The sequence below is a fragment of the Amycolatopsis sp. TNS106 genome (genome assembly GCF_019330265.1).
Lineage (GTDB): Bacteria > Actinomycetota > Actinomycetes > Mycobacteriales > Pseudonocardiaceae > Amycolatopsis > Amycolatopsis lurida.
In genome coordinates, this window is sequence record NZ_CP024972.1 from 7,768,365 (window position 1) to 7,793,751 (window position 25,387).

The window sequence follows — 25,387 nt, forward strand, 5'->3', positions numbered from 1 at the left end:
TGAACGGTGCCCGAACTGCGCCGACGCGACGTCCATTACTACCGGGATGTCCGTAATGCAAGGTCTTCCTTGGGGTGAAATCGCCACTTAGTCTCAGCCTGCGCTCCTAAGTGGAACGCGCTTCACCTCTGAGTCACCCCAACGATCCGGCGGGCTTCGTCATGTCCGTGGGTCGACCCTGCCTGGGAGGAATATCTTGAACAATTCCCTGGGAACCTTGAAGAGACGACTGCCCGCCTTCGGTGTGGCCGCGGCCGTCGCCGTGCTGACGGCGCTGGGCGGCACCACCGTCGCGTCGGCGGCCGAGGGTTCGATCGTCAACGCGGGTAGCGACAAGGCGATCAAGGACAGCTACATCGTCGTGCTGAAGGACGGCTCGTCGGTCGAAGCCACCGCGAAGAGCGTGACCCAGCGCCACGGCGGCACGGTCGAGAAGACGTTCGCGTCTTCGGTCCGTGGTTTCTCCGGCGCGCTGACCGAAAAGCAGGCGAAGCGCGTCGCCGCCGACCCCGCCGTCGCCTACGTGGAGCAGAACCAGACCGTCTCGATCTCGGCGGACCAGCTGAACCCGCCGTCGTGGGGCCTGGACCGGGTCGACCAGCAGAGCCTTCCGCTCAACCAGAAGTACAGCTACAGCACCACGGCGTCGAACGTCACCGCGTACGTCGTCGACACCGGCATCCTCACCACGCACCCCGACTTCGGCGGCCGCGCGACCCACGGTCGCGACACCGTCGACAACGACAACGACGCCACGGACTGCCAGGGGCACGGCACCCACGTCGCCGGCACCATCGGCGGTACCGCGCACGGTCTGGCCAAGGGCGTCAAGCTCGTCGCCGTCCGCGTGCTGAACTGCTCCGGTTCCGGGACGACCGCCGGCGTCATCGCCGGTGTCGACTGGGTGACCGCGAACGCCGTCAAGCCCGCCGTCGCGAACATGAGCCTCGGTGGCGGCGCTTCGACGACCCTCGACCAGGCCGTCCAGCGGTCGATCGCGGCAGGCATCACCTACGGTGTCGCGGCCGGTAACGACACGGGCGCCAACGCCTGCAACGTCTCGCCCGCCCGTACGCCGGAAGCGATCACCGTCGGCTCGACGACGAACACGGACGCGCGGTCCAGCTTCTCCAACATCGGCACCTGCCTCGACATCTTCGCGCCGGGCAGCGGCATCACGTCGACGTGGCTGAACAACGGCACCAACACCATCAGCGGTACCTCGATGGCGACCCCGCACGTCGTGGGCGCGGCGGCTCTCTACGCCTCCGCCAACCCGTCGGCCACGCCGAAGCAGGTCCGTGACGCGCTGGTCGCCAACGGCACCAAGGACAAGGTGACCAACCCGGGCACCGGTTCGCCGAACGTGCTGCTCTACACCGGTGCCGGCGGTGGCCCCGACCCCGAGCCGACCCCCTGCGGCACGCAGACCAACAGCGGCGTCGTCGCCATCCCCGACGCCGGTGCCGCGGTGACCAGCACGATCACCGTCGCGAACTGCGCCCGCAACGCCTCGGCCACCACCAAGGTCGCGGTGAACATCACCCACACCTACGTCGGTGACCTCGTCATCGACCTGGTCGCGCCGGACGGCAGCTCGTACCGCCTGAAGGGTTCGAGCAACGACTCGTCCGACAACATCAACACCACCTACACCGCCAACGTCTCGTCCGAGGCCGCCAACGGTGCCTGGAAGCTGAAGGTCCAGGACGTCTACCGGGTCGACACCGGCTCGCTCAACAGCTGGTCGCTGACCGTCTGATCCACACCTGGAGTACGTGAAGGCCCCCTTCCTCCTGCTGGGAAGGGGGCCTTCCCGTCTCCCGAGAGTGATTCGGCGCCCAGTTGCGGCGTTCGTCCACTAAGGACCTTCGCGAGGCTTTACCCTCTCCGCATGCAGCCCGGACCGCCCTATCAGCAGGGACCTCAGCAGCCGTACCCGCCGCAGGGATATCAGGGGTATCCGGGATATCCGCCGCCCGGATACGGCCCACCGCCCAAGAAGTCGAACACCGGGCTCATCGTCGGCCTCGTCATCGGCGCGGTGGTGCTGCTCGGCGGTGGCGGGGTCGCGGCCTTCCTGCTGCTGTCCGACTCCGGTTCGTCGTCGACCGCGGCGCCGACGTCGTCCAAGAAGACCGGGCCGCCGGACAAGTACACCTCCATGCCCGCCTGCGAAAAGATCGGGACCAAGGTGCGGAACCTGCCGCCGCTCGAAACCCCGAAGGGTGAAGAACCGGCGAGCACGTCGAACGACCAGATCACCTACACCCGTTCGTCCTGCAGCTGGCGTGAGCCCAACGCGCCTTCGGCGACCGTCTCGATGTACCTGTCGAAGTCGAAGGAACCGGGTTCGGGTGCCGGGGAAGAGTGGGCCAAGGCCGGGGTCGAGAACGCCGTGACCGATGGTGGCGTCCTCATCCCCAGCATGGCGAAGGCGACCAAGGCCGTGCACACCAAGCTCAGCTCGTCGAGCCAGTGCCAGATCAAGTTCTACCAGGGCAACGTCGAGGGCGAGATCATCGTGACCGGCCCCGACCCGTCCGGCACGGTCAACCAGACGGTGTGCAAGGAGAACGCCTTGAAGATGGCCAAGGCGACCTCCGAGGCGATCGGCTAGCCGATTTCGGTGACCTGGACCTGCCCGGTCGGCCCGTCGCCGAACGGGTTCTCCCAGCCGTGCCACTCCGCGGCGAGGACGTAGAGCGAACGCCCGTCCTCGCCGCCGAGCGTGCAGGAGAAGCAGCCTCGGTCGGACTCGACCTTCTGAAGCACTTCGCCTCCTTCGCGGACGCGGACGCAGTGCTTGGCCGCTACGTCCGCGTACCAGACCGCGCCGTCGGCATCGAGGCAGATGCCGTCCGGGTGGTCGCCGCCGAGGTCGGCCCACACCCGCCTGCCGGACAGCGAGCCGTCGTCGGCGATGTCGAACGCGGTGAGCCTGCAGCCGTACGACTCGGCGACGATCAGCGTTCCGCCGTCGGGCGTGACGGCCATGCCGTTGCCGAACAGGATGCCGTCGGCGACCTGGCGCACCTCGCCGTCCGGGGTGACGACGGCGATGACGCCCGGCGCCTGGAAGTCGTTCATCCCGTTGACGAAGGCGTTGCCGCGGCCGTCGACCACGACTTCGTTCCAGAGGGAGGCGACCGGGCTCAGCTCCGCGTAGGTGCTCAGATCCGCGTTGAGCAGGCGGGCGTTCGGGCCGTCGACGATGAGCAGGCGGCCGTCCGGGAGCCAGTCGAAGGTGAGCGGCATCGCGGTCGGCACGTTCGCGATCAGTTCGCTCTCGCCGCCGGGCGTGACGGCGAGGATCTGACCGCCACCCCAGTTCGCCAGCCAGAGACGGCCGTCGTGCCAGCGGGCGGATTCGGGGAGCTTGAGGCCGTCGAGCAGGGTCTTCATGGTGTCTCCTTCGTTCGTTTGCCCACTACACGAACGGACCCCGCCGGTTTCGACACTCAACGCAATGAAGGCCTCCTTCCCTACCTCGAGAGTAGGGAAGGAGGCCTTCACGGACTTCTAGGCGATCAGTCGAAGGCCCGCGCGATCAGCGCCTTCTGCTCGACCTCGTGCACCTTGGACGAACCGGCCGACGGCGCCGCCATCGGACGACGCGACACGACGTCCAGGCTGGAGAACACCTCCGGGAGCTTCCGCGGCAGGTTCAGGCCGAAGAACGGCCACGCACCCTGGTTCTCCGGCTCCTCCTGGACCCAGACCGCGGGAGCGCCGTTGTAGCGCTCGAGCGCCGCCAGCAGCTTCTTCTTCGGCAGCGGGTAGTACTGCTCGACCCGCACGATCGCGATGTCGTTCGCCTCGCGCTTGGTGCGCTCGGCCACCAGCTCCCAGTACAGCTTGCCGGAGGTCAGCAGGACCTTGCGCACCTTCGACGGGTCGACGTCGGCGTCGTCGATGACCGACATGAACTTCGACTGGCCGGTGAAGTCCTCGACCGCCGAAGTCGCCGCCTTGTTGCGCAGCATCGACTTGGGGGTGAAGACCACCAGCGGCCGGTTGACTCCGTCGAGGGCGTGACGGCGGAGCAGGTGGAAGTAGTTCGCCGGCGTGGACGGCACCGAGACGGTCATCGAGCCCTCGGCGCACAGCGAGAGGAAGCGCTCGATGCGGCCGGAGGTGTGGTCCGGGCCCTGGCCTTCGTGGCCGTGCGGCAGCAGCAGCACGACGTCGGAGAGCTGGCCCCACTTGGCCTCGCCGGAGGAGATGTACTCGTCGATGACGGTCTGCGCGCCGTTGACGAAGTCGCCGAACTGCGCTTCCCACATGACCAGCGCTTCGGAGTTGGCCACGGAGTAGCCGTACTCGAAGCCGACCGCCGCGTACTCGGACAGCGCCGAGTCGTAGATCATCACGCGGCCCTGGCCGTCGGCCAGGTTCTGCAGCGGCGAGTACTCCTGGCCGGTCTTGCGGTCGATCAGCACCGAGTGGCGCTGGGTGAAGGTGCCGCGGCGGGAGTCCTGGCCGGACAGCCGGACGAGGCGGCCCTCCATGGCCAGCGAACCGAAGGCGAGCAGCTCACCGAACGCCCAGTCGATGCCGCCTTCGCGGGACATCTTGTGGCGGCGCTCCATGACCGGCTTGACCCGCGGGTGCGGGGTGAAGCCTTCGGGCACGTTGAGGAACGCGTCGCCGATGTGCTCGATGACCTCGGTGGTGGTCGCAGTGGGCACCTTCGCCGGGACCTGCTGCTCCTCCTCGACGGAGGGGCTGGCCTTCGCCGGGTGCTTCTCCAGCTCGCGGACCTCGTTGAACACGTGCTCCAGCTGGCTGGAGAAGTCGCGCAACGCGGCCTCGGCCTCTTCGACGGAGATGTCGCCGCGGCCGATCAGCGATTCGGTGTAGGTCTTCCGGACCGAACGCTTCGTGTCGATGATGTCGTACATCGCCGGCTGCGTCATCGAGGGGTCGTCGCCCTCGTTGTGGCCGCGGCGGCGGTAGCAGATCAGGTCGATCACGACGTCCTTGTGGAACGCCTGGCGGTAGTCGACGGCCAGCTTGGCCACCCAGTGCGCGGCCTCGGGGTCGTCGCCGTTCACGTGGAAGATCGGCGAGCCGATCATCTTCGCGACGTCGGTGGCGTACTGGCTCGAACGCGAGTTCTCGGGCGCGGTGGTGAAGCCGACCTGGTTGTTGACGATGACGTGCACGGTGCCGCCGGTGCGGTAGCCGCGCAGCAGCGCCAGGTTCAGGGTCTCGGCCACGACACCCTGGCCCGCGAAGGCCGCGTCGCCGTGCATCAGGACAGGCAATACGGAGAAGCCCCCTGTGTCACTGTCGCCCTTGTCGAGGATGTCCTGCTTCGCGCGGACGATGCCCTCGAGGACCGGGTCGACGGTCTCCAGGTGCGACGGGTTCGCGGTCAGCGACACCTTGGTCTCGCCGTCGCCGAACATGCGGAAGTACTTGCCCTCGGCACCGAGGTGGTACTTCACGTCACCGGAACCGTGCGCCTGGCCCGGGTCGAGGTTGCCCTCGAACTCCTGGAAGATCTGCGCGATCGGCTTGCCGACGATGTTCGCGAGCACGTTCAGGCGGCCGCGGTGCGGCATGCCGATGACGACCTCGTCGAGTTCGTGCTCGGCGGCCTTGTCCAGCAGCGTGTCGAGCAGCGGGATCGCCGTCTCGCCGCCTTCGAGGGAGAACCGCTTCTGGCCGACGTACTTGGTCTGCAGGAAGGTCTCGAACGCCTCGGCGGCGTTGAGCTTCGAGAGCACGTACTTCTGGACGGCGGGGTCCGGCTTCTCGTGCGGGATCTCGACGCGGTCCTGGATCCAGCGGCGCTCCTCGGGGTCGAGGATGTGCGTGTACTCGATGCCGACGGTGCGGCAGTACGAGTTGCGCAGCACACCGAGGATGTCGCGCAGCTTCATCCGCTCCTGGCCGGCGAAACCGCCGACCGGGAACTCGCGGTCCAGGTCCCACAGGGTCAGGCCGTGGGAGAGGACGTCGAGGTCGGCGTGGCTGCGCTGCCGGTAGTTCAGCGGGTCGGTGTCGGCCATCAGGTGACCGCGCATGCGGAAGGCGTCGATCAGCTCGATCACGCGCGCGGTCTTGTCGACCGGGCCGTCCGGGATGTCGGCGACCCAGCGGATCGGCTCGTAGGGCAGGCGCAGGCTGGTGAAGACGTCGTCGTAGAAGCCGTCCTCGCCGAGCAGCAACTCGTGGATGCGCTTGAGGAACTCGCCCGACTCCGCGCCCTGGATGATGCGGTGGTCGTAGGTCGAGGTCAGCGTCATGATCTTCGAGACGCCGAGGTCGACCAGGGCCTTCTCGCTGGTGCCCTCGAAGTGCGCCGGGTACTGCATGGCGCCGACGCCGATGATCGCGCCCTGGCCCGCCTGCAGCCGCGGCACCGAGTGGTTCGTGCCGATGCCGCCGGGGTTGGTCAGCGAGATCGTCGTGCCGGCGAAGTCGTCGGCGGTCAGCTTGCCGTTGCGGGCCTTCTTGACGATCTCCTCGTAGGCCTGCCAGAACTGCATGAAGGTCATGTTCTCGGTGGCCTTGATGGAGGCCACGACGAGCGTGCGGGAGCCTTCCTTGCCCTTCATGTCGATCGCGAGACCGAAGTTCACGTGCTCCGGCGTGACCGCGAACGGCTTCCCGTCGATCAGCTGGTAGTGCCGGTTCATGTTCGGGAAGTTCTTCAGCGCACGGACCATCGCGTACCCGATGAGGTGCGTGAAGGAGATCTTGCCGCCGCGCGTGCGCTTGAGGTGGTTGTTGATGACGATGCGGTTGTCGGCCATCAGCTTCGCCGGGACGGCGCGCACACTCGTGGCCGTCGGCACGGACAGCGAGGCGTCCATGTTCTTCGCGATCGCCGCCGCGGCGCCGCGGAGCTGCTTCGACTCCGGCTCGGCGTCCTTCTCGGCGGGGGCCTGCGCGGAGGGCGCCTTGGGGGCGGCCTTGGGGGCCGCGGCCTTCGCCTCGGTCTTCGGGGCCGTCTTCGGCGCAGCCTTGGCCGGGGCGGTCTGCTTCGCGGCGGACTCGGCGTTGCGGACCGTCTGCGGCGTCGGCGTGGCGGCCTGGCCGTTCATGTCCGGGCTGCCCTCCGCGGTGGTCTGACGTGCGTCGTCAGCCTTCGCCTGCGCGTCCTGCGTTGGCTTGAAGTCCGCGAAGAAGTCGTGCCAGGCGGCATCGACTGAGCTGGGGTCGGCAAGGAACTGGTCGTACATTTCCTCGACGACCCACTCGTTGGGGCCGAATTGTGACGCAGGGCTGCTGCTGGACACGGCTTGGACTCGCCTCTATCCGTCTCGAGATCTTGAACACCGCTGATGCGCCTACCAGGCTAACCCCCTCGGTCGCGGCCGTGTGATGGAACTGGCCTGTGTGAGGCGTGGCGCACTAGGTGATGGGTCACTGTCTCGATCAAGAGACCGAAAATATGCGCCGTCCGCTTCCTGCGGGGGAGCGGGGGACCTTTGCTGCCGTTTTCACTGTCCGTGCAGGTCAGGTCACTGTCTCGTCGGTAAAGGTTGGCTGGGACGTCGTGCCCGGACAGCCTGGAGTTCACGTCAGGGGGCTTCGCTGGGTGGAGGATGCGGCCGGTGTCGTGCCGGCCGCCGATCACCCGCGAGGTGGTGGCAGCCGATGTGGCTCGACGAGTGCCCGTCGTTCTGGGACGAGGGGCGTGTGCGCCCGCTGGTCACCGAGTCCGGCAAGGTCGTGCTGATGTGCGACTCGTGCTCGGCCGTCTGGCCGACGCTCGCCGACTTCAAGGAGATGGAGCACGTCGAGCCCGACGAGCCGGACTGGACGGTGACGGCCGGGGTGCATGTCCGGCCGGGGACCGTCCGCTGGGCTTCGCCTCGGGACCTCGAGGTCGCCGGGATGAGCGGCCTCAAGTGGCGGCCTTAGCCGGGGTACGGACGCTCCGCGGGTAGCAGCGCTTCGGCGTCTTCGATACGGTTCGCCGCGACCAGGGCGCCGATCTCGCGCATGACCTCGGTGACGTCGGTGACCGACGTGATCCATTTGTCGACATAGCGATCAACGGCTTCGCCGCTCAAGCCCATCTGGAGCGAACGGTGCTTCAGGGCGCCGAGCCGGATACTGCGTTCCGGATCCCACTGGATGCGGACCGGGCTGGCCTTGACCTCGTCCTGCCACGTCTTCAGGTCGGGGTGGACGTCGGGGTCGTAGTGGCTGAGCGCGGCGTGGTCGAGCGCCCAGGCGAAACCCTCGCGAGTGATGTCGAGGGCGAGTACGCGCTCTTGGCCGGGTTTCGCGGCCCAGCCGCAGCGGTACGCCATCCAGAGGAAGGACGGCTTGATCCAGGTCATGCGTTCGCGTTTGAAGGGCGGCACGAAGGTGGCCGCCTTCAGCGCGGCGTCGGCGATGGCCGGCGAGTACGCCTGATAGACGCGGATCGTGGTTTCGGTGTACACGGCGCGGATCTGCCGCGCCGGGATCTCTTCTTTCATTTGCCGTTCAGCATGACAGGTGCAGTGGGCGCCCACGACCGAAATTCCCTTGCCCGCCGGTTCATGCTGGCTTCATGGCATTGCTGCGCAAAGGTTCGCGACGGATCGTGGTCGACGAGACCGCATATCGGTGGATCGTCCGGCGGAAGCCCACCTACGCACAGGACGGTGGATATTTCCTTTCGTACGGGGTGGAACAGGAGGACGCGCGGGGTGCGGTGCTGGTGGTCCAGACGGATCACGCGCATCCATTGAACTACATGGGGGTGCCGTCGAAGGCCGTGCTGCCTTCGGATGTCGAACGGGCGATCAGGCTGGCGCTGGCGCGAGGATGGGAGCCTTCGGTTCCTGGGGCGCAATTCCAGCTGGATCTCTCCGCCGCGTGAGCGGTCTTCCTGGCTGGATCCGAATCGCCGCTCACGACGTCGTTGCGGCCTGATTCGGTGCGGTTCTGCGGGAAGGCGGGTTGCGAAAGTCACTTTCGCAACGTTGAAGGTTGCGAAAGTGGCTTTCGCAACGCCTTCCGCCGGAGTCGCGTTTGCGTGACCGAACGGACGACACGCGTGATCCGGCAGACGACACGCGTGACTGGACGGACGACACGACCGGCTTGCCACTCACGAGGCTTGTCAGCCCAGGGACCACAGGCGCGCGTAATGACCGTCCGCCGCGACCAGGTCCGCGTGCGTGCCCTGTTCGATGATCCGGCCGTGGTCCAGCACCACGATCCGGTCCGCCTTGGCGGCGGTGGCGAGGCGGTGCGCGACCACGAAGGTCGTGCGGCGGCGCGCGAGTTGTTCCGTCGCGCGCAGGACGGCGGCTTCGGTGGACGGGTCGAGGGCCGCTGTCGCCTCGTCGAGCAGGAGGACGTCCGGGTCCACGAGTTCGGCGCGGGCGAGGGCGACGAGTTGCCGTTGCCCGGCCGAAAGGGACCGTCCGCGTTCACCGACGGGCTGGTGGAAACCGGCAGGGAGCGCGGCGACCCCGTCGAGCGCGCCGACGGACCGCACCGCTTCCTCGACCTCCGCGTCCGTCGCGGAAGGCCTGCCGTAGCGGACATTGTCCGCGACGGTCCCCGAGAACAGATGCGCTTCCTGCGGCACCACGCCCATCCTCGTGCGCAGGGCACCCAGGTCGTACTCGCGGATGTCGGTGCCGTCGATCCGGACCACACCGCCTGTCGCGTCGTAGAAACGCGCGACCAGTTTCACCGCCGTCGACTTCCCGGCGCCCGTCGCACCGACCAAGGCGACGGTCTCCCCGGGCGCGACCTCCAGGTTCAGCTGCTTGAGCGCGGGATCATCCGTTGCGGTGTAGGCGAAATCTACGTCCTTGAAGGAGACCTCGCCGCGTAACCGTTCGGGGACCGGCACCGGGTTCTCCGCCTGCGGAACGGAAGTCGGCGTACGCAGGAGGTCGCCGATGCGCGTCAGGCCGACCCGCGCCTGCTGATAGCCGTCGAACACCGAGGACAGTTGCTGGATCGGCGAGAAGAACTGGCCGAGGTACAACAGGAACGCCACCAGCACACCGGCCGACAGCGTGCCCGCCGCGACCCGGTTCGCGCCGACGATCAGCACGACGACCTCGGCCAACCCGGAAAGCATTGCCGCGAAAGGGAAGTACGTCGCGACGTAGCGTTGGGCGCGCAGCCGCGAACGCCGGTACTCGTCGCTGCGGGAAGCGAACTTCTCCGCCGTCCGCTCCTCTCGGGTGTACGCCTGCGCGACGCGCAGCCCGTTCACGTTCTCCTGCATGTCCGCGTTGACGACGCTGACCCGTTCCCGGGCCTCGGTGTACGCCTTGGACGACGCCCGCCGGAAGATCACCGTCGCCACGACGAGGATCGGCAGCACCGCGAGCGCGTACGCCGCCAGCCCGATGTCGGTGATCATCAGCGCCGCCGCGATCCCGACCAGTGTCAGCGCGCTCACCACGGCCTGCGCGACACCGGTCTGCAGGAACGTCGAGAGCGCGTCGACGTCGGTCGTCATCCGGGTCATGATCTTCCCGGACAGTTCGCGTTCGTAGAAGTCGAGCCCGAGCCGTTGCAGATGGGCGTAACTGCGGACGCGCAGCGAATACAGCACCGTCTCACCGACCCGCGCGGTCATCCTGGTCTGGAGGTAGACCACCAGCCAGTCCGTGAGGATCACCAAAGCGCCGATGCCGGCGGCGAGCCAGATCACCGCCTCCGCTCCCGCGCGCACCCCGCTGTCGATGCCGTACTGGTACAGCGCGGGCATCGCGATGGTGGCCAGCGCGTCCGCCGCCACCAGCCCGATCACCACGGCCAGCGGGCCGCGCACCGGTTTCAGCAGGCGGCCAAGGCGGAATTTCGGTTCGGGCGCGGTGACATCGGTGCCCGGCAGGCGCGGGACGTCCGTGGCGGGTGGCAGTTTCCGGACGCCTTCGAGGAGTTCCCCGCTCGGCGGCAGGTCGACGTCCCATTCGCCGCCGGAGCCCTTGCGCTCGCCCGCCAGTTCGTCGGCCTTGTCCTGCTCCGGCCACAAGGCCGGGGTGATTCCCGCAGGGCCGCAGTCCAGGCCTTCGCACCGGTGCGGTTCTTCGACGTCGTCGCCCGGGCCCGCGACGAGTTCGCGGAACAACGGGCAGCGTGCGAGCAGCTCCTCCTCGGTGCCGACGTCGACGACGCGGCCCTTGTCGAGCACGGCGATCCGGTCGGCGAGGGCGAGGGTGGAGCGGCGGTGCGCGATCAGCAGCGTCGTCCGGCTCGCGGTGACCGAACGCAGCGTGTCGTGGATCGCGGCCTCGGTGACCGTGTCGATGGCGGAGGTCGCGTCGTCGAGGACCAGCACGCGCGGATCGGTCATCAGCGCCCTGGCGAGGCCCAGCCGCTGCCGCTGGCCACCCGACAGCGTGAGGCCGCGCTCGCCGACGAGCGTGTCGTAACCCTCGGGGAGGCGCTGGATGAACTCGTCCGCCTCCGCCGCCCGCGCGGCCGCGCGGATCTCCTCGTCGCTCGCGTCCGGCCTGCCGTAGGCGATGTTGTCTCGCACCGACGAGGAGAAGAGGAACGCCTCCTCGAAGACGACGCCGATGACGCTGCGCAGGTCTCGCTGCCGGACGTCGCGGACGTCGAGGTCGCCGACCTGGACCGAGCCGCTGTGCACGTCGTAGAACCGGGGGAGCAGCAAGGAGATCGTCGACTTGCCGGAGCCGGCGGTGCCGACCAGCGCGAGCGTCTCACCCGGCCGGGCCTCCAGGGTGAGCCCGTCGAGCACGGGATCCGACCGCGTGTAGCCGAAGGAGACGTCTTCCAACCGGACGCCGAGCGGGCCTTCGGGCAGTGGCCGCGCGTCCGGGCTGTCGACGACGTCCGGCTGCGCGTCGATCAGTTCGTTGACCCGTTCCGCGCCCGCCCTGGTCAGCTGGGCCTGCACGACGAGACTGGAGATCATCCGTGCCGGGCCGATCAGGATGGACAGATAGGTCGCGAAGGCGAGGAAGGTGCCGAGACTGACCTCGCCCTTCAGCGCGAGGATGCCGCCGACCGCCAGCACCGCGACCTGACCTGCCGCGGGGAGCGCGGCCGTCGTGGCCGTCGGCAAGGAGGAAAGCCGGGCCGCGCGCATGCGTTCCGCGAAGAGCTTCTTCGCGGTCTTCTCCATCTTCGCGACTTCGCGCGCTTCCTGGCCGAAACCCTTCACGACGCGTACGCCGGTGACGGTCTCCTCGACCTGCTGTGCGACGTCGGCCGCGCGCTGCTGGGCCGCCCAGGTCGCGGGGAAGAGCCGTTTCCGGCTCACCGCCATGATGATCGCGATCGCCGGGGCGACCACCATCGCGATCAGGGTCAGCGTCGGCGACATCCACAGCATCGCGCCGAGCGACAGCAGCGCGAAGATCACCGAACCCGCCGAAAGCGGCACCTGCATCAGGACCGACGTGACCAGCTGCAGATCCGAGATCGCGCGCGAGGCGACCTGCCCGGTGCGCAGCGCGTCCTGCTTGCCGCCGTCGAGCCGCGAGACCGCGTTGAACACCTGACGGCGCAGGTCGTGCTGGACGTCGAGGGCCAGCCGCCCGCCGACGTACCGGCGGGCGAAGGCGTTGCCGAACGTCAGCACCTGCAGCACCGCCATCACCGTGGCGAGCAGGCCGAGCCGGGAGGTGTCGCCCGCGACGGCGTCGTCCAGCGCCTCGCGGATCAGCAGCGGACCGGCGGCCTGCAACCCCACGCCGATGATGGCCGCGCCCAGCGAGAGGACGACCAGCCAAGGATGTTTCCAGCACGAAGCGGCCAGGCGGCGGATCCAGCCTCCGGTGGGCGCGGGGGCGGTCTCACGAGCCGGACTGGCTTGACGCGGACGAGGTGGAGCAGTAGTCACCCCGCAAGCCTATGCGTCCGCACCGACAACCTGGCCGGTTCGCGCAGGGCCGAATGACATGAAAGGCCCCTTCATTGCAGATTTCGCAATGAAGGGGCCTTTCATGTCACCGTGTGAGTGTGACTTACGTGATGTCCTTCTTCTGGTTCACGGCCCAGCCGGCCAGGAAGAAGATCATCGTCCAGCCGAAGAAGATCAGCGCCGAGGCCCACCACGAGAACGCGCCGGGCGCACCGGCCGCGTACTGGAGCGCCCAAGCCGTCTCGTCCTGCAGGCCGGGCACCTTCACGCCGGCGGCGCCGAACGCCTCGGCACCGATGGCGCCCACGATGCCGTTGACCGTGCCGTTCGGCAGGACGCCGCCCAGCCAGGTGATGTCGGCGGCGCCGAACATGACGAACACCAGCACGTTCTCGACCACCAGCATCCAGATGGTCAGCGTGATGATGCTGCCGACCACGCTGCGCCAGACCGCGCCGACCCCGATGCCGAACAGGGTCGCCAGGATCGTGGCGAGGACACCGGCGCCGAGCACGCCCAGCCACTGGCCCGCCGTCGGCAGACGCTGGCTGTCGACCGTGATCACGGTGCCGAGACTCGCCGCGGCCACGATGATCACGCCGTAGATCGCGCCCCAGGCGATGTAGGTGATCATCTTCGCGCTCAAGGCCGAAACCCGGTTCGGGGCGGTGAGGAACGTCGTGGTGATCGTCTTCTTCGTGTACTCGCCGGCGAGGGCGAAGACGCCGAAGATGATCGGGATCATCGTGCCGATGTTGATGCCGTGCCCGAGGGCGAGCAGGCCCACGGGCAGCTCACCGGTCGAGATACCGAGCGCCTCGGTCAGCTCACGGGTGTCGGAGCGGCCGAGGAAGTCGCTGAAATCGTTGGTGACCATGCCCCAGAACAGGGCGAACGCGAAAGCGAAGACCACCGCGGGGATCATCAGCGCCCACCACGCCTTGAGCGTGAGCGTCTTGCGGAACTCCGCCTTGATCAGGTTGCCCATCAGCCCTGGCCTCCCCAGCCCTCGTTCTGGCCCTGCTGCTGCGCCTGCTGCTGAGGCGGCGCCTGCTGGTACTGCGGTTGCTGCGGCGGCTGACCCTGCTGCTGGAACTGCTGCGGCGGCGCGAAACCGGGCGGCGGTGTGTTCTGCGGCGCGTAGCCGGGCGGCGGCCCCTGGTATCCGGGCGGCGGGCCCTGATAACCCGGAGGCGGACCCTGGTAGCCCGGCGGCGGGCCCTGCTGGAACCCGGGCGGCGGCGCGGCGTACTGACCCTGCGTCAGCTGGAAGAACATCCGCTCCAGATCCGCCGTCTCCTCCTGCATGCCGTAGACCGCGATGCTCGCCTTGGCCGAGATGTCACCGATCTGCTGCACCGTCGCGCCCGACACCGCGACCCGGCCGTCCGGCATCGGCGAGACCTGCGTGATGCCCGCCTCCTGCAACGCGGCGACGAGGCCGTTCGCGTCGGCGGACTGCACCAGCACCCGGGACTGGTTGCTCTTGCGCAACTGGTCCAGCGAGCCGTTGTAGCGCGTCATGCCCTGGCTGATGATCACGACCTGGTCGATCGTCTGCTCCACCTCGTTCAGCAGGTGGCTCGAGACCAGCACCGTGCGCCCCTCACGCGCGTACGCGCGCAGGAAGTTCCGCAGCCACAGGATGCCCTCGGGGTCGAGACCGTTCGTCGGCTCGTCCAGCACCAGCACCTGCGGGTTCCCCAGCAACGCCGTCGCCAGCGCCAGCCGCTGCCGCATACCGAGCGAGAACCCGCCCGCCTTGCGGTCCGCCGCCGACGAAAGGCCGACCAGCCCCAGAACCTCGTCCACCCGCTGATCCGGCATCCCGATCGCCGCCGAGTACACGCGCAGGTGATTCCGCGCCGTGCGCCCAGGATGGAAACCCTCGTTCTCCAGCACCGAACCGACGACCCGCGCCGGATTCCCCAGCTGGTCGTGCGGGCGCCCGTTGATGGTCGCCGTGCCGTTCGTGGGCGTCACCAGCCCGAGCAGCATCCGGAGCGTCGTGGTCTTCCCGGCCCCGTTGGGCCCCAGGAAGCCGGTCACCGAACCTGGCTCCACCGTGAAGCTGAGATTCTGGACCGCGTTGACCGCACCGAACTGCTTGCTCAGGTTCTGCACCGCGATGCGGCCACTGCCGTCGTGCATACCGTCCCCTTTTGTTGACGAAGGCCGATCACGCGACATCCTGCCTCACCGGGTGAGTCCGCACCCGAGGAAGGGGTCAATCCGCCGAAAGCGACCTTCGTCACGTTCGACAGAGTGACGAGCCCGCCCTCCAGCGCACCCGTCACTGCGCCGAATGGCCGCTGACTACCGGATATGCGCTGTCGAGCATGGAAATTCACCGACCATCAAGGTGACCCGTGAACAAATAATTCGGAAGACATGGCGACCCCATGCAGCGCGACGGCGACTTATTACCTACGATGTAGGAGGCGGCCCGCTCCCAGTGACCCCCAGGCTGGTTGAGCGGGCCGCCCTCAGCCCCTTTGCCCCACTTCGGTCGACGCTGGCGCGTCTTCCCGAAGGTGGGGCTTCGTCGTATCACCCGGGGGGCCGAGCCCCCCGGACCCCCGCGGCGCGGTCGGCGCCGGTTGGCGGGGTGGTGGCCTAGGGCGCAGAGCGCCCTGGCCTGGTGACCATCGGTACCAGAGTTGGTCAAGCTGTCATAAAAGGAGCGAGGGACCTTTGCGCACCGGGGTGGCATAGGTCCCTCGCGTGGGAGTGTGGCTCGGGGGTCAGGCCAGGACGTCGGCCAGGTCGGTGGCGGCCAGGCCGTGCGCGGCCGCGACCGGCGCGTTGGTCAGGGCGCCCGCGTGCGTGTTGAGGCCCTTCGCCAGCGAAGCGTCGGCCTGCAGCGCCTTCTGCCAGCCGTGCTCCGCCAGCTGGACGGCGTACGGCAGCGTCACGTTGGTGAGCCCGTAGGTCGACGTCCGGGGCACCGCGCCCGGCATGTTCGCGACGCAGTAGAACACCGACTCGTGGACCTTGTAGGTCGGCTCGTCGTGCGTGGTCGGCCGCGAGTCGGCGAAGCATCCGCCCTGGTCGATCGCGATGTCCACCAGCACGCTGCCCGGGCGCATCCGCGAAACGAGTTCGTTCGAGACCAGCTTCGGCGCCTTCGCGCCGGGCACGAGCACCGCGCCGATGACCATGTCGGCCTCCAGCACGGACTGCTCCACCGACAACGCGTTGGAGGTCACCGTGCGGATGCGGCCACCGAAGTCGTTGTCGATCTGGCGGAGCCGGTCGACGTTGGTGTCGAGGATCTCGACGTCCGAGCCGAGGCCGAGCGCGACCCGCGCCGCGTTGAGGCCGGCGACACCGCCGCCGATGACGACCACGCGAGCCGGGTGCACGCCGGGGATGCCGCCGGGCAGCACCCCGCGGCCGCCACTCGGCTTCATCAGCGAGAACGCGCCCACCTGCGGCGCCAGCCGTCCCGCGACCTCGGACATCGGCGCGAGCAGCGGCAGCGCGCGGTTCGGGGTCTGCACGGTCTCGTAGGCGATCGCGGTGGTGCCCGCGGCCAGCAGCGCGTCGGTCAGCGGACGGTCCGCGGCGATGTGCAGATAGGTGAACAGCACCTGGTCGGCACGCAGCCGCGGGTACTCCTCGGCGATCGGCTCCTTGACCTTGAGCACGAGTTCGCCCTCGGACCAGGTCTCGTCCGCCGTCGCGAGGATCTTCGCGCCCGCGGCGACGTACTCCTCGTCGGTGATGGAGGAGCCGAGGCCGGCGCCGGTCTCGACGAAGACGTCGTGGCCGCGCCCGGTCAGTTCGTGCACGCCCGCCGGGGTGAGCGCCACCCGGTATTCGTGCTTCTTGATCTCACGGGGGACGGCGATACGCACGGAAGGCCTCCTGGCGGCGGGTCTGCGAACAAGGGTGCTGCCACTCACGGTGAGCCACCCGGACGGCGGTGTCATCGTTTGCCCAGGACAGTGTTGGGAACCGATCATGGTTTCCCGGGCACAATCGCTTGACCTCCAGTCAAGTGGAGCTTGCACCTTGGGTCACATGAGAGCCGTGTGGTTGAAAGAGTTCGGCGGGCCCGAAGTGCTCGTCGCGGGCGATGCCCCGGATCCGGTCCCCGCCGAGGGGCAGGTCCTGATCGAGGTGGCGTTCGCCAACATCACCTTCGTCGAGACGCAGTTCCGTGCCGGCGGAGGCGGGCCGTTCCGCGCCGAGCCGCCGATGATCCCCGGCAACGGCGTCGGCGGCGTGATCAGCGCGGTCGGGGCGGGGGTCGACCTCGGCCTGGTCGGCAAACGCGTCGTGACCTCGACCGGCGGTTCCGGGGCGTACGCGGAACGGGTCGCGGTCGCCGCCGACGGTGTCTTCGGGGTGCCGGACGGCCTGGCCCTCGACGCCGCGGTGGCGATCCTCGCCGACGGCCGCACGGCGACCGCGCTGGTGACCGCCGCGCGGATCCGGCCCGGCGAGCGCGTGCTGGTGGAGGCCGCGGCGGGCGGCGTCGGCGGGCTGATCGTCCAGCTCGCCAAGGCCGCCGGTGCCGAGGTCGTCGGCGCGGCGGGTGGCGCGGCGAAGACCGAGCACGTCCGGGAGCACGGCGCGGACCTGGCGGTCGACTACCGCGAACCGGACTGGACGGCCAAGGCGGGGGAGGTCGACGTCGTGTTCGACGGGGTCGGCGGAGAGATCGGCCAGGCGTCGTTCGGGTTGCTGAAACCGGGCGGCCGGATGCTGATCTACGGGCTGTCGAGCGGCTCGTGGACTGAGGTGTCCGAAGAGGACGCCGCCGCGCGCGGGGTCACCGTGATCCGGGGCCTCGGCGGACCGGCGGAGATGCGGGCGTTCACCGAGTCGGCGCTCGCCGAAGCCGCCGCCGGACGGCTGGAACCCGTGATCGGCCAACGGTTCCCGCTCGAACGGGCAGCCGACGCGCACGCGGTCATGCAGTCGCGCGGCGCGATCGGCAAGACGGTGCTCGAGATCTGATGTTCGACGTCGACGAATTCCTCGCCGGTCCGCTCACGGCCAGGGTCGCCGCGGCGGGCCCGACCGTGCGCCCGACCTGGTACCTCTGGGAGAAACAGGCCTTCTGGATCCTCACCGGACCATGGGCGCGGCTGGCCGGTCTCGTCCGCGAGTCGCCGTCGATCGCGGTGACCGTCGACGTGTGCGACGTCGGCACCGGCCTGGTCCGGCAGGTGCTCGCGCGCGGTGAAGCGGAGGTGCTGCCGTTCGACGTTCCCCGTGGGCGGAGGCTGCTGAGCCGGTATCTCGGCCGGGACGAACGCAAATGGGATCCGCGTTTTCGTTCTTACCTGCACGATGATCCCGAGGTGGAAGGGACCGTGTGGGTCCGGATGGTGCCGAAGCGATTCGTCGCCGAAGACCTCGGGTATCGGGTATGACGGACGGCCGTGCAACCTGCGAAACGGTAAATGCAGCACGATCGAGTCAAGATGTTGATCTTACTGGCCGGTAAGCTGCCATTCTGTTCCGCATGACAAATCAGGACTGGCGACGGGAGCGGCGCGTCCGCACCGTCGACACCGAAGGCAATCCGGCAGATGTCATCGTGGGCCTGGTCGAAACCCCCGGAAACGGCTACGAAGCCGCGCTGCGGGTCGACGGCGGCCCCGGTGTTCTTTTGCCGCTTTACCCCGGTGCCGATCTGCTCGCCGCGGTGCGGCAGACCATTGAGGACGGTTATCGCGCCAGCGCGCACTGAACCGTCGATGTCAGGAAAGGGTCTTTCAAGACGTTCTTCGTCCTGAAAGACCCTTTCCTGACGTCTGGGCACGGTTTTGTCGAACTACAAAGTGTTCGTTTTCGAGCAGTTTGTAGTGGAATCAACTCCAGCGCAGGGAAACGAGTTGAGTGATCAGCGCCAGCCGGACATCGGGATCGTCGAGATCCAGCGGGACGAGATCGAGCAGCCGCCGCATCCGGTACCGCAGGGTGTTGGGATGGATCCGGAGTTCCTTCGCGGCCGCGCGGGGGTCTCCGGGATGCCGCAACCATTGATAGAGCGTGTCGACGTAGCCGCTCTCGTGGGCTTCGTCGTGCGCGCGCAGCAAGCCGAGCGGGCCGAGCTCCGCGACCTTCGCGGTACTGGCCGCCGTCGCCCCGCGGTGCAGCGAAAGAGCGGTCCAGGCCTCGTCGAAGACCACGACGCGACCAGGTACGAGCTTCGCGCGAAGCAGGCCAAGCGCCTCGTCGGCCTGTAGCCGTGACGTCGCGAGTTCGCCGATTTCGCAGGCCGACCCGGCGGCCGCCCGCGGTGTCCCGCCCTTCCTCGTCGACGGCAGGGCTTCGAGCGCGGCCCGGAGTTCGGTCCAGCCGTCACCGTCCGGGACGACCGCGTAGAGCACGCCCCCGAGTTCGGTGGCCACCGGCCGCCTGCCGACGCCTTGTGAGATCCGTTCCAGGAGGGCGAGCCGCAGGCCCTCGTCGTCACGGCCGTCGCCGCCGGCGACTTCGACGACCACGACGCGGTGCGGCTCCTCGGAGAGATCGAGTTCCGCGATCGCCTTGCGGGGGCTGGCCTTCCCCTCCAGCACGGCACGCAGGAGTTCGGCCGAGACCCGGCGTTGCGAATCGGTGTGCGCGCGGCGGCGCAGCAGGTGCAGCGCGACGACGGGTGCCGCGTCGGCGAACGCCGCCGCGCGTTCGTCGGAGACCGGGCCCGCGACGACCGCCCACATGGAGCCCAGCAGTTCGCCGCCCATCCGGATCGGCACGATGAGCCGGGGCAGCGTGCCGTCGCGCTGCGCGGGCACGAAGATCGTCTGCCGCCCGCGGGAAAGCTCGCGGAACACCCCTCGTGACCGGAACCGCGCGAGCACGTCGTCGGGGATGCGGCGGCCCATGATCGTGGACACGCGCGCCGAGTCGGTCAGGTCCTGCCGGGCCGAGTAGGCGAGCACCCGCGAGTTGGTGTCCTCGATGGTCACGGGCGCGTCGACCACCGAGGCGACGGCGTCCGCGAGCCGGAACAGGTCGCCGGAACCGGGGCCGCCGCCGTCCTCCAGCGCGTCCGACTCGTCGGCCAGCGCGTCGAGGACCGTTCTGAGCAGCCAGACGAGCTGCGCCCAGGAAGTCGCCGAGCGCACCTCGATCAACGCGATGTCCGCCGATTTCGCCGCCCGTTTCACCGAGGGTTTCGCCGCGAGCGGCGGTTTCAGCAGGACGGCGGCGGCACCTTTGGCCGCGCTGAGCCGGACGAGTTCCGCGGCGTCCGGCGTTTCGGTGATCGCGACACCGAGGACGAGATCCCCCGCGGCGAGGGTGTTGCCGGGTTCGGCGATGACGACGTCGCCGACGGCCGGGGACTCTTCGGGGACCTGGAGGGCGTGCAACAGCGTCGGCCCCACCCGGTCGACGACACTGCGCACGGAAACCATGGGGCGATTGTCCAGCAGGTGGGAGCACCGCACACGTCAGACCTCGCGTGGGGTCCTCGCGTCGATGTCTTCCGGCGTGAACCGCTCCCGTTTGGTCGTCAACGCCCATCGGTGTCCATCGGGGTCGACGATCCGGCCGTAGCGCTCGCCGAAGAACATCTCCTCCACCGGCGCCTCCACGCGCGCGCCCGCGAACACCGCGCGCCGTACGAGGTCGTCGGGGTCGTCGGTCTCCAAGGTCAGGAGCATCGGCGTGCCGCCGAGGGTCGACGGCGCGAGGGCATCCAGCTGCGGGATCTCCTGGCTCACCAGGAGCCGCGCGTCGCCGACGGCGAGTTCCACGAACAGCACGACACCGTTCGGCAACACGTTGCGGAACAGCTCCGCGGCGCCGAACGCCTTGGCGTAGAAGGAAAGCGAGACGTCGACGTCCTTGACGAACAGATGCGGCGTCAAGCCGAGCGCCCGGCTCACGCCGACTCCGCCCGCTTCAACAGCCCGGCCTGTCCGGCCACGGCGACGAGCCTGCCCAGGAACTCCGCCTCGCGGGCGGCGACGTCCCGGCCTGCGCGGGTCAGCCGGTAGTAGCGGCGGCGCGAGTCGTGCGGCTGGTCCTCGCTCGCGTCCGGGGCCTCTTCGACCAGGCCGTCGGCGACGAGCCGGGCGAGCGTCCGGTACAGCGTGCCGGGGCCGAGCTGGGCGGTACCGCCGCTCACCTCGTCGACGAAACCCATGATCGCGTAGCCGTGCGCGCGGCCTCTCGCGAGCGCCAGCAGGGTCTGGAACGCCGCGGGGGTGAGTTGCGGGTTGCCGTCGGCCATCGGGGAAGCATACACTCCGATCTCGTTATATCCATTATGGATACAAAGGAGCCGGTATGGCGATTCAGGGCGTGCACAAGATCGTCGTCGGGGTGCGGGACCAGGACCGGGCGAAGCGGTTCTGGTCCGAGGTCGTCGGGTTCGGGATCACCACCGACGTGCCGTATGACGACGAAGGGAACCGGTGGGTCGAGGTCACTTCGGCGGATGGTGCGACGTCACTCGTTCTGAGTACCGCGCCGGAGGACCTCAAGCGCTTCGAAGTGCGTGACGAACTCCCGACGGCCAACTTCTTCTTCTACGCCGACGACATCCAAAAGACGTACGAGGAGCTTTCGGCGAAGGGTGTCGACTTCCCCGCCCGGCCGGAGAAGCAACCGTGGGGCTGGTGGGCGATGTTCACCGATTCGGAGGGCAACAGGTTCGCCCTTCAGGAAAAGAATCCCACCTCCTGAGAGCGGTTGGGTGCTCCGTTCGGCGGAGCTAGCTTCGGTGGCAACAGCCGAACCCCTTGAACCGCTAGGAGAATCGCGATGAGCGCGGACGGATGGTCGTTCGAGACCAAGCAGATCCACGCGGGTGCGGCGCCGGACACGGCCACCGGCGCGCGGGCGACCCCGATCTACCAGACCACCTCGTACGTGTTCCGCGACAGCCAGCACGGCGCCGACCTCTTCAGCCTCGCCGAGCCCGGCAACATCTACACGCGGATCAACAATCCCACGCAGGACGTGCTGGAACAGCGGCTCGCCGCGCTCGAAGGCGGCGTCGCGGCGCTGGCGTTCGCCTCCGGGAGCGCGGCGACGACGGCGGCCATCCTCAATCTCGCGAACGCGGGCGACCACTTCGTCTCCAGTCCGTCGCTGTACGGCGGCACCTACAACCTCTTCCACTACACGCTGCCGAAGCTGGGCATCGAGGTCTCGTTCGTCGAGGACCAGGACGACATCGAGCAGTGGAAGGCGGCCGTCCGGCCCAACACCAAGCTGTTCTTCGCCGAGACGCTGGCCAACCCGGGCAGCAACGTGCTCGACATCCGCGCGGTCGCCGACGCCGCGCACGAGTCCGGTGTCCCGCTGGTCGTGGACAACACCGTGCCGACGCCGTACCTCGTGCGCCCGATCGAGCACGGCGCCGACATCGTCGTCCATTCGGCGACCAAGTACCTCGGCGGGCACGGCACCACGGTCGCCGGGGTGCTGGTCGACGGTGGCACCTTCGACTTCGGTAAGGATCCGGCGCGGTTCCCCGGCTTCACCGAGGCCGACCCGAGTTACCACGGCCTCAAGTACTGGGAGGCCCTCGGCCCGGGCGCGTTCGCCGCCAAGGCCCGCGTCCAGATCCTGCGCGACACCGGCGCCGCCATCGCGCCGTTGAACAGTTTCTTGATCCTGCAAGGGATCGAGACGCTTTCGCTGCGTCTGGAGCGGCACGTGTCCAACGCGCAGGCGCTGGCCGAGTGGCTCGAACAGCGTGATGAGGTCGAGAAGGTGTACTACGCCGGGCTGCCGTCGAGCCCGTACCACGAGGCCGCGAAGAAGTATCTGCCGAAGGGGGCCGGCGCGGTGCTGTCGTTCGACCTGCGCGGCGGGGTCGAAGCCGGGCGGGCCTTTGTGGACGGTACGGAACTGCACAGCCAGCTGGTCAACATCGGTGACGTGCGCAGCCTGATCGTGCACCCGGCCTCGACGACGCACAGCCAGCTCACGCCGGAGGAGCAGGTTTCCAGCGGTGTCACGCCGGGTCTCGTGCGGCTCGCCGTCGGGCTGGAAGGGATCGAGGACCTCAAGGCCGATCTCGAGGCCGGATTCCGGGCGGCCAAGGCCGCTCTGTGACCGGTGCGTGGCGAGAGGGAGAGCCGCCTGGACGCCGCCGCTTCGTGGGCGGCGTCCAGGCGCTCGAAACCGGTGGGACGCTGCCGTTCACGCTCGCGTACGAGACCTGGGGGAAGCTGGATCCCAGTGCCTCCAACGCGATCCTCGTCGAGCACGCGCTGACCGGCGACAGCCACGCCGTCGGTCCCGCGGAGGAAGGTCACGTCAGCCCCGGCTGGTGGGACGGCCTGATCGGGCCGGGCAAGGCGATCGACACCGACGCGTTCTTCGTGGTGGTCCCGAACGTACTCGGCGGCTGCCAGGGATCGACCGGCCCTTCTTCGCGGCATCCGGACGGAAAAGCTTGGGGCAGCAGGTTTCCCGCCGTGACCGTCCGGGACCAGGTGGGTGCCGAAGTCGTCCTCGCCGACGCGCTGGGCATCGGCCGGTGGGCGGCGGTGGTCGGCGGGTCCATGGGCGGGATGCGCGCGCTGGAATGGGCGGTGAGCGAACCGGACCGGGTCGCGGCACTGCTCGTGCTCGCGTCGACGGCGCAGGCGTCGGCCGACCAGATCGCCTGGGCCGCGCCTCAACTGCACGCCATCCGCGCCGATCCGGGCTGGCACGGCGGAGACTACTACGACGTCCCCGGCGGTGGCCCGGACGCCGGACTCGGCATCGCGCGCCGTATCGCGCACGCGACCTATCGCAGCGAAGCCGAACTGGCGCAACGCTTCGGGCGTCGTCACCAAGACGGTGAAGATCCCCTGCGGGGCGGGCGGTTCGCCGTCGAGTCCTATTTGGACCATCACGCCGGGAAGCTGTCCCGCCGGTTCGACGCCGGCAGCTACGTGGTGCTCACCGAATCGATGAACACGCACGACGTCGGCCGCGGGCGGGGCGGGGTCGCGAACGCGCTCGGCCGGATCACCGCGCGCACGGTCGCGGCCGGGGTGGACAGTGACCGGCTGTACCCGCTGTACCAGTCGCAGGCCATCGCGGACGGGATCGACGGGGCGGAGTTCGCCGTCATCGGCTCACCGTACGGGCACGACTCGTTCCTGATCGAGACCGAGCAGATCGCGCGGCTGGTGAAGCTGCTGCTGGGGTAGCCCGGGGTTGCTGCTGCCCGCGGTGCAGCGGTGGCGTTGCCTTCCTGTGCTCAGTGTCCCCAATGTCGCATCGGGGACACTGAGCGTCTCGAATGCGACATTGGCAACCTGGCCGCTCCCGAGCCGCTCAAGCTCGGCACCCCATCGCCCCAAGCCGTCGGCAAGCGTGTCGCGAAAGCCACTTTCGGGACATCAGACGTCGCGAAAGTGGCTTTCGCGACACCCCCGGCAGGGCCGCCCGCTAGTCCGCCACCGCGTCCGAGATCCAGGGCGCCACGGGCAGGTCCCGGTCCAGGCATTCCGCCGACAGCCGGATCGTCCAGCGCAGCGCCTGCAGCACCAGGCTGTCGACCTCGTCCGGCGCGGCGTTCGCGAGCGCGATCTCGACCTGTTCCTGCGCGGCCTCGCTGTTGCCGTGCACCTCGGCCAGCAATGTGCGCACGGCCGTCCGCACGGGAGGGTCCGCCTGGTCGATCGAGACCTCTTCACCGTCTTCGTCGAACACCTGGACCTTGACCGGCGCGCTGCCGCCGTCACCGAGGGTGGACACCATGGCGCTGCACTCACCGAAGAGCATCATCACGAGCTCTTTGGTCTCTTCGGAGCGGGCTTGGGGCTCGACGGCGGTCGGCGTGAGCTCGTCGAGCGCCTCGGCGTCCTCCCCGAGGCTGATCGCCACGAGCGCGCGCTGCGCCTTTTCGACGAGCCTCCGCTCGTACTCGCTCCTGTCCGGCTCCACGTGCCTATCAAACACCAGAGGACGGAAAAGTGGGGATAGGCCGAAACCCGGACGTGGTCACTTGGCGGCGTGCAGTGCACCCAGCGCGAGGCGGCAGAGCATTTCGGCCAGTTCGCTGTCACCGAGATGGCGGTTGTACGGCGTCGAGTTGATCAACCCGAAGACCGCGTGCGCCGCCGATCGCGCCTGCCGTTCGCCGATCCCCGGGACGGCGTCGCTGATCGCGCGCACCCAGACCTCGACGTACTGGCGCTGCAGGGCGCGGACCTGCTTGCGGTCACTGTCGGTGAGATTGGCGAGGTTGCGTTCCTGGACGGTGATCAACGCGGGATGCGCGAGCGCGAAGTCGACGTGAAAATTCACCAGTGCTTCGAGAACCTCGCCCGGCTCGTCCCGCTGACTCGCCCTCGCCGTCCCGCCGTCGAGCAGATAGCGGCTGATCGAGTTCAGCATCTCGCCGAGGATGGCGTCCTTGCTGCGGAAATGCCGGTACAACGCCGGGCCGGAGATGCCGACGGCCGCGCCGATGTCGTCGATGCCGACGCCGTGGAAACCGTGGTGGGCGAAGAGTTCGGCGGCGGCGGCCATGATCTGTTCACGCCTGTTCGCCTTCTCGCCGTTCACGAGTGGGGTGGGGTTCGCCGGCATCTGGCCATATTAAGGCCGCGTGTTAGCGAGCGCTAACACGCGGCCGTACTT

At 68.7% G+C, this 25,387-nt stretch carries 22 protein-coding genes; 10 read left to right on the forward strand and 12 right to left on the reverse strand.

Annotated elements, in window-relative coordinates; all coding sequences use genetic code 11:
- Window positions 1-196: 196 nt before the first annotated feature.
- Window positions 197-1,762, forward strand: a complete 1,566-nt coding sequence (locus tag CVV72_RS35940) for a S8 family peptidase (RefSeq protein ID WP_219148609.1) — start codon at window positions 197-199, stop codon at window positions 1,760-1,762.
- 132 nt (window positions 1,763-1,894) lie between these two features.
- Entirely contained in the window at window positions 1,895-2,620 is a 726-nt protein-coding gene (locus tag CVV72_RS35945; protein ID WP_219148611.1) for a hypothetical protein, read from the forward strand.
- Here CVV72_RS35945 and CVV72_RS35950 read toward each other — a convergent pair.
- Together CVV72_RS35950 and CVV72_RS35955 are read right to left on the reverse strand one after the other, a co-directional pair.
- Window positions 2,617-3,405, reverse strand: a complete 789-nt coding sequence (locus tag CVV72_RS35950) for an SMP-30/gluconolactonase/LRE family protein (RefSeq protein WP_219148613.1) — start codon at window positions 3,403-3,405, stop codon at window positions 2,617-2,619. The genes CVV72_RS35945 and CVV72_RS35950 overlap by 4 nt on opposite strands.
- Window positions 3,406-3,530: 125 nt before the next feature.
- Complete coding sequence (locus CVV72_RS35955) at window positions 3,531-7,253, reverse strand: multifunctional oxoglutarate decarboxylase/oxoglutarate dehydrogenase thiamine pyrophosphate-binding subunit/dihydrolipoyllysine-residue succinyltransferase subunit (protein ID WP_219148615.1); 3,723 nt, start codon at window positions 7,251-7,253, stop codon at window positions 3,531-3,533.
- 361 nt (window positions 7,254-7,614) lie between these two features.
- On the opposite strand from CVV72_RS35955, the gene CVV72_RS35960 reads away from it, so the two are divergent.
- Window positions 7,615-7,881, forward strand: a complete 267-nt coding sequence (locus tag CVV72_RS35960) for a hypothetical protein (protein WP_219148617.1) — start codon at window positions 7,615-7,617, stop codon at window positions 7,879-7,881.
- On the opposite strand, the gene CVV72_RS35965 is transcribed toward CVV72_RS35960, so the two are convergent.
- Window positions 7,878-8,447 carry a DUF4291 domain-containing protein gene (locus tag CVV72_RS35965; protein WP_219148619.1) on the reverse strand — a complete coding sequence of 190 codons (570 nt, stop codon included), beginning with the start codon at window positions 8,445-8,447 and terminating at the stop codon, window positions 7,878-7,880. The two genes, CVV72_RS35960 and CVV72_RS35965, sit on opposite strands and share 4 nt — an antisense overlap.
- A gap of 74 nt (window positions 8,448-8,521) precedes the next feature.
- Here CVV72_RS35965 and CVV72_RS35970 point away from each other — a divergent pair, with 74 nt between their 5' ends.
- On the forward strand, window positions 8,522-8,833 hold the full coding sequence (locus CVV72_RS35970) for a hypothetical protein (RefSeq protein ID WP_219148621.1): 312 nt from the start codon (window positions 8,522-8,524) through the stop codon (window positions 8,831-8,833).
- A 243-nt stretch (window positions 8,834-9,076) separates the two neighbouring features.
- Here the strand turns inward: CVV72_RS35970 and CVV72_RS35975 are convergent, their stop codons facing one another.
- From CVV72_RS35975 to ald, 4 genes are all read right to left on the reverse strand, one after another.
- Window positions 9,077-12,799, reverse strand: a complete 3,723-nt coding sequence (locus CVV72_RS35975; RefSeq protein WP_219148622.1) for an ABC transporter ATP-binding protein — start codon at window positions 12,797-12,799, stop codon at window positions 9,077-9,079.
- A 124-nt stretch (window positions 12,800-12,923) separates the two neighbouring features.
- Window positions 12,924-13,808 (reverse strand): ABC transporter permease subunit, encoded by an 885-nt coding sequence (locus CVV72_RS35980; RefSeq protein ID WP_219148624.1) that lies wholly within the window; start codon window positions 13,806-13,808, stop codon window positions 12,924-12,926.
- Window positions 13,808-14,971, reverse strand: a complete 1,164-nt coding sequence (locus CVV72_RS35985; RefSeq protein WP_034309248.1) for an ABC transporter ATP-binding protein — start codon at window positions 14,969-14,971, stop codon at window positions 13,808-13,810. Before CVV72_RS35985 ends, CVV72_RS35980 begins: the two co-directional genes overlap by 1 nt.
- Window positions 14,972-15,564: 593 nt before the next feature.
- Window positions 15,565-16,680 (reverse strand): alanine dehydrogenase, encoded by a 1,116-nt coding sequence (gene ald, locus CVV72_RS35990; RefSeq protein WP_219148626.1) that lies wholly within the window; start codon window positions 16,678-16,680, stop codon window positions 15,565-15,567.
- A 166-nt stretch (window positions 16,681-16,846) separates the two neighbouring features.
- Here ald and CVV72_RS35995 point away from each other — a divergent pair, with 166 nt between their 5' ends.
- The 3 genes from CVV72_RS35995 (at window position 16,847) to CVV72_RS36005 (ending at window position 18,527) form a co-directional block, all read left to right on the forward strand.
- Window positions 16,847-17,788 (forward strand): zinc-binding dehydrogenase, encoded by a 942-nt coding sequence (locus tag CVV72_RS35995; protein WP_219148629.1) that lies wholly within the window; start codon window positions 16,847-16,849, stop codon window positions 17,786-17,788.
- The gene (locus CVV72_RS36000; RefSeq protein WP_219148631.1) at window positions 17,788-18,207 is read left to right on the forward strand and encodes a pyridoxamine 5'-phosphate oxidase family protein; all 420 of its coding nucleotides are present in this window, start codon (window positions 17,788-17,790) and stop codon (window positions 18,205-18,207) included. The genes CVV72_RS35995 and CVV72_RS36000 overlap by 1 nt, the downstream gene beginning before the upstream one ends.
- A 92-nt stretch (window positions 18,208-18,299) precedes the next feature.
- Window positions 18,300-18,527, forward strand: a complete 228-nt coding sequence (locus CVV72_RS36005) for a hypothetical protein (protein WP_034309241.1) — start codon at window positions 18,300-18,302, stop codon at window positions 18,525-18,527.
- 121 nt (window positions 18,528-18,648) lie between these two features.
- Here CVV72_RS36005 and CVV72_RS36010 read toward each other — a convergent pair whose 3' ends face one another.
- Genes CVV72_RS36010 through CVV72_RS36020 form a run of 3 tightly spaced genes read right to left on the reverse strand, consistent with a single transcriptional unit; the run spans window position 18,649 to window position 21,023 of the window.
- On the reverse strand, window positions 18,649-20,202 hold the full coding sequence (locus CVV72_RS36010; RefSeq protein WP_219148633.1) for a helix-turn-helix domain-containing protein: 1,554 nt from the start codon (window positions 20,200-20,202) through the stop codon (window positions 18,649-18,651).
- Window positions 20,203-20,238: 36 nt separating this feature from the next.
- Window positions 20,239-20,676 (reverse strand): VOC family protein, encoded by a 438-nt coding sequence (locus CVV72_RS36015; RefSeq protein WP_219148635.1) that lies wholly within the window; start codon window positions 20,674-20,676, stop codon window positions 20,239-20,241.
- Window positions 20,673-21,023 carry a PadR family transcriptional regulator gene (locus CVV72_RS36020; protein WP_219148637.1) on the reverse strand — a complete coding sequence of 117 codons (351 nt, stop codon included), beginning with the start codon at window positions 21,021-21,023 and terminating at the stop codon, window positions 20,673-20,675. Before CVV72_RS36020 ends, CVV72_RS36015 begins: the two co-directional genes overlap by 4 nt.
- Window positions 21,024-21,079: 56 nt before the next feature.
- Between CVV72_RS36020 and CVV72_RS36025 the strand changes: the two genes are divergently transcribed.
- The 3 genes from CVV72_RS36025 to CVV72_RS36035 all read left to right on the forward strand — a co-directional run bounded on the left by CVV72_RS36025 (window position 21,080) and on the right by CVV72_RS36035 (window position 23,949).
- Window positions 21,080-21,478, forward strand: a complete 399-nt coding sequence (locus CVV72_RS36025; protein ID WP_219148639.1) for a VOC family protein — start codon at window positions 21,080-21,082, stop codon at window positions 21,476-21,478.
- Window positions 21,479-21,556: 78 nt separating this feature from the next.
- Window positions 21,557-22,858 (forward strand): bifunctional o-acetylhomoserine/o-acetylserine sulfhydrylase, encoded by a 1,302-nt coding sequence (locus CVV72_RS36030; protein WP_219148642.1) that lies wholly within the window; start codon window positions 21,557-21,559, stop codon window positions 22,856-22,858.
- The gene (locus CVV72_RS36035; RefSeq protein ID WP_219148644.1) at window positions 22,855-23,949 is read left to right on the forward strand and encodes a homoserine O-acetyltransferase; all 1,095 of its coding nucleotides are present in this window, start codon (window positions 22,855-22,857) and stop codon (window positions 23,947-23,949) included. The genes CVV72_RS36030 and CVV72_RS36035 overlap by 4 nt, the downstream gene beginning before the upstream one ends.
- Before the next feature lie 241 nt (window positions 23,950-24,190).
- Here the strand turns inward: CVV72_RS36035 and CVV72_RS36040 are convergent, their stop codons facing one another.
- Both CVV72_RS36040 and CVV72_RS36045 read right to left on the reverse strand, forming a co-directional pair.
- Window positions 24,191-24,688 carry a hypothetical protein gene (locus tag CVV72_RS36040; protein ID WP_034309225.1) on the reverse strand — a complete coding sequence of 166 codons (498 nt, stop codon included), beginning with the start codon at window positions 24,686-24,688 and terminating at the stop codon, window positions 24,191-24,193.
- A gap of 57 nt (window positions 24,689-24,745) precedes the next feature.
- The gene (locus tag CVV72_RS36045) at window positions 24,746-25,336 is read right to left on the reverse strand and encodes a TetR/AcrR family transcriptional regulator (RefSeq protein ID WP_034309221.1); all 591 of its coding nucleotides are present in this window, start codon (window positions 25,334-25,336) and stop codon (window positions 24,746-24,748) included.
- Window positions 25,337-25,387: the final 51 nt, after the last annotated feature.

What these genes read in the sequence shown, in the direction of transcription:
- CVV72_RS36020 (WP_219148637.1), bottom strand. Translation starts at nt 21,023, where the DNA reads ATGGCCGACGGCAACCCGCAACTCACCCCCGCGGCGTTCCAGACCCTG.
- CVV72_RS35950 (WP_219148613.1), bottom strand. Translation starts at nt 3,405, where the DNA reads ATGAAGACCCTGCTCGACGGCCTCAAGCTCCCCGAATCCGCCCGCTGG.
- CVV72_RS35995 (WP_219148629.1), top strand. Translation starts at nt 16,847, where the DNA reads ATGAGAGCCGTGTGGTTGAAAGAGTTCGGCGGGCCCGAAGTGCTCGTC.
- CVV72_RS35970 (WP_219148621.1), top strand. Translation starts at nt 8,522, where the DNA reads ATGGCATTGCTGCGCAAAGGTTCGCGACGGATCGTGGTCGACGAGACC.
- CVV72_RS36005 (WP_034309241.1), top strand. Translation starts at nt 18,300, where the DNA reads ATGACAAATCAGGACTGGCGACGGGAGCGGCGCGTCCGCACCGTCGAC.
- CVV72_RS36000 (WP_219148631.1), top strand. Translation starts at nt 17,788, where the DNA reads ATGTTCGACGTCGACGAATTCCTCGCCGGTCCGCTCACGGCCAGGGTC.
- CVV72_RS36045 (WP_034309221.1), bottom strand. Translation starts at nt 25,336, where the DNA reads ATGCCGGCGAACCCCACCCCACTCGTGAACGGCGAGAAGGCGAACAGG.
- CVV72_RS36010 (WP_219148633.1), bottom strand. Translation starts at nt 20,202, where the DNA reads ATGGTTTCCGTGCGCAGTGTCGTCGACCGGGTGGGGCCGACGCTGTTG.
- CVV72_RS35960 (WP_219148617.1), top strand. Translation starts at nt 7,615, where the DNA reads ATGTGGCTCGACGAGTGCCCGTCGTTCTGGGACGAGGGGCGTGTGCGC.
- CVV72_RS36030 (WP_219148642.1), top strand. Translation starts at nt 21,557, where the DNA reads ATGAGCGCGGACGGATGGTCGTTCGAGACCAAGCAGATCCACGCGGGT.
- CVV72_RS35980 (WP_219148624.1), bottom strand. Translation starts at nt 13,808, where the DNA reads ATGGGCAACCTGATCAAGGCGGAGTTCCGCAAGACGCTCACGCTCAAG.
- CVV72_RS36025 (WP_219148639.1), top strand. Translation starts at nt 21,080, where the DNA reads ATGGCGATTCAGGGCGTGCACAAGATCGTCGTCGGGGTGCGGGACCAG.
- CVV72_RS35965 (WP_219148619.1), bottom strand. Translation starts at nt 8,447, where the DNA reads ATGAAAGAAGAGATCCCGGCGCGGCAGATCCGCGCCGTGTACACCGAA.
- CVV72_RS35945 (WP_219148611.1), top strand. Translation starts at nt 1,895, where the DNA reads ATGCAGCCCGGACCGCCCTATCAGCAGGGACCTCAGCAGCCGTACCCG.
- CVV72_RS35985 (WP_034309248.1), bottom strand. Translation starts at nt 14,971, where the DNA reads ATGCACGACGGCAGTGGCCGCATCGCGGTGCAGAACCTGAGCAAGCAG.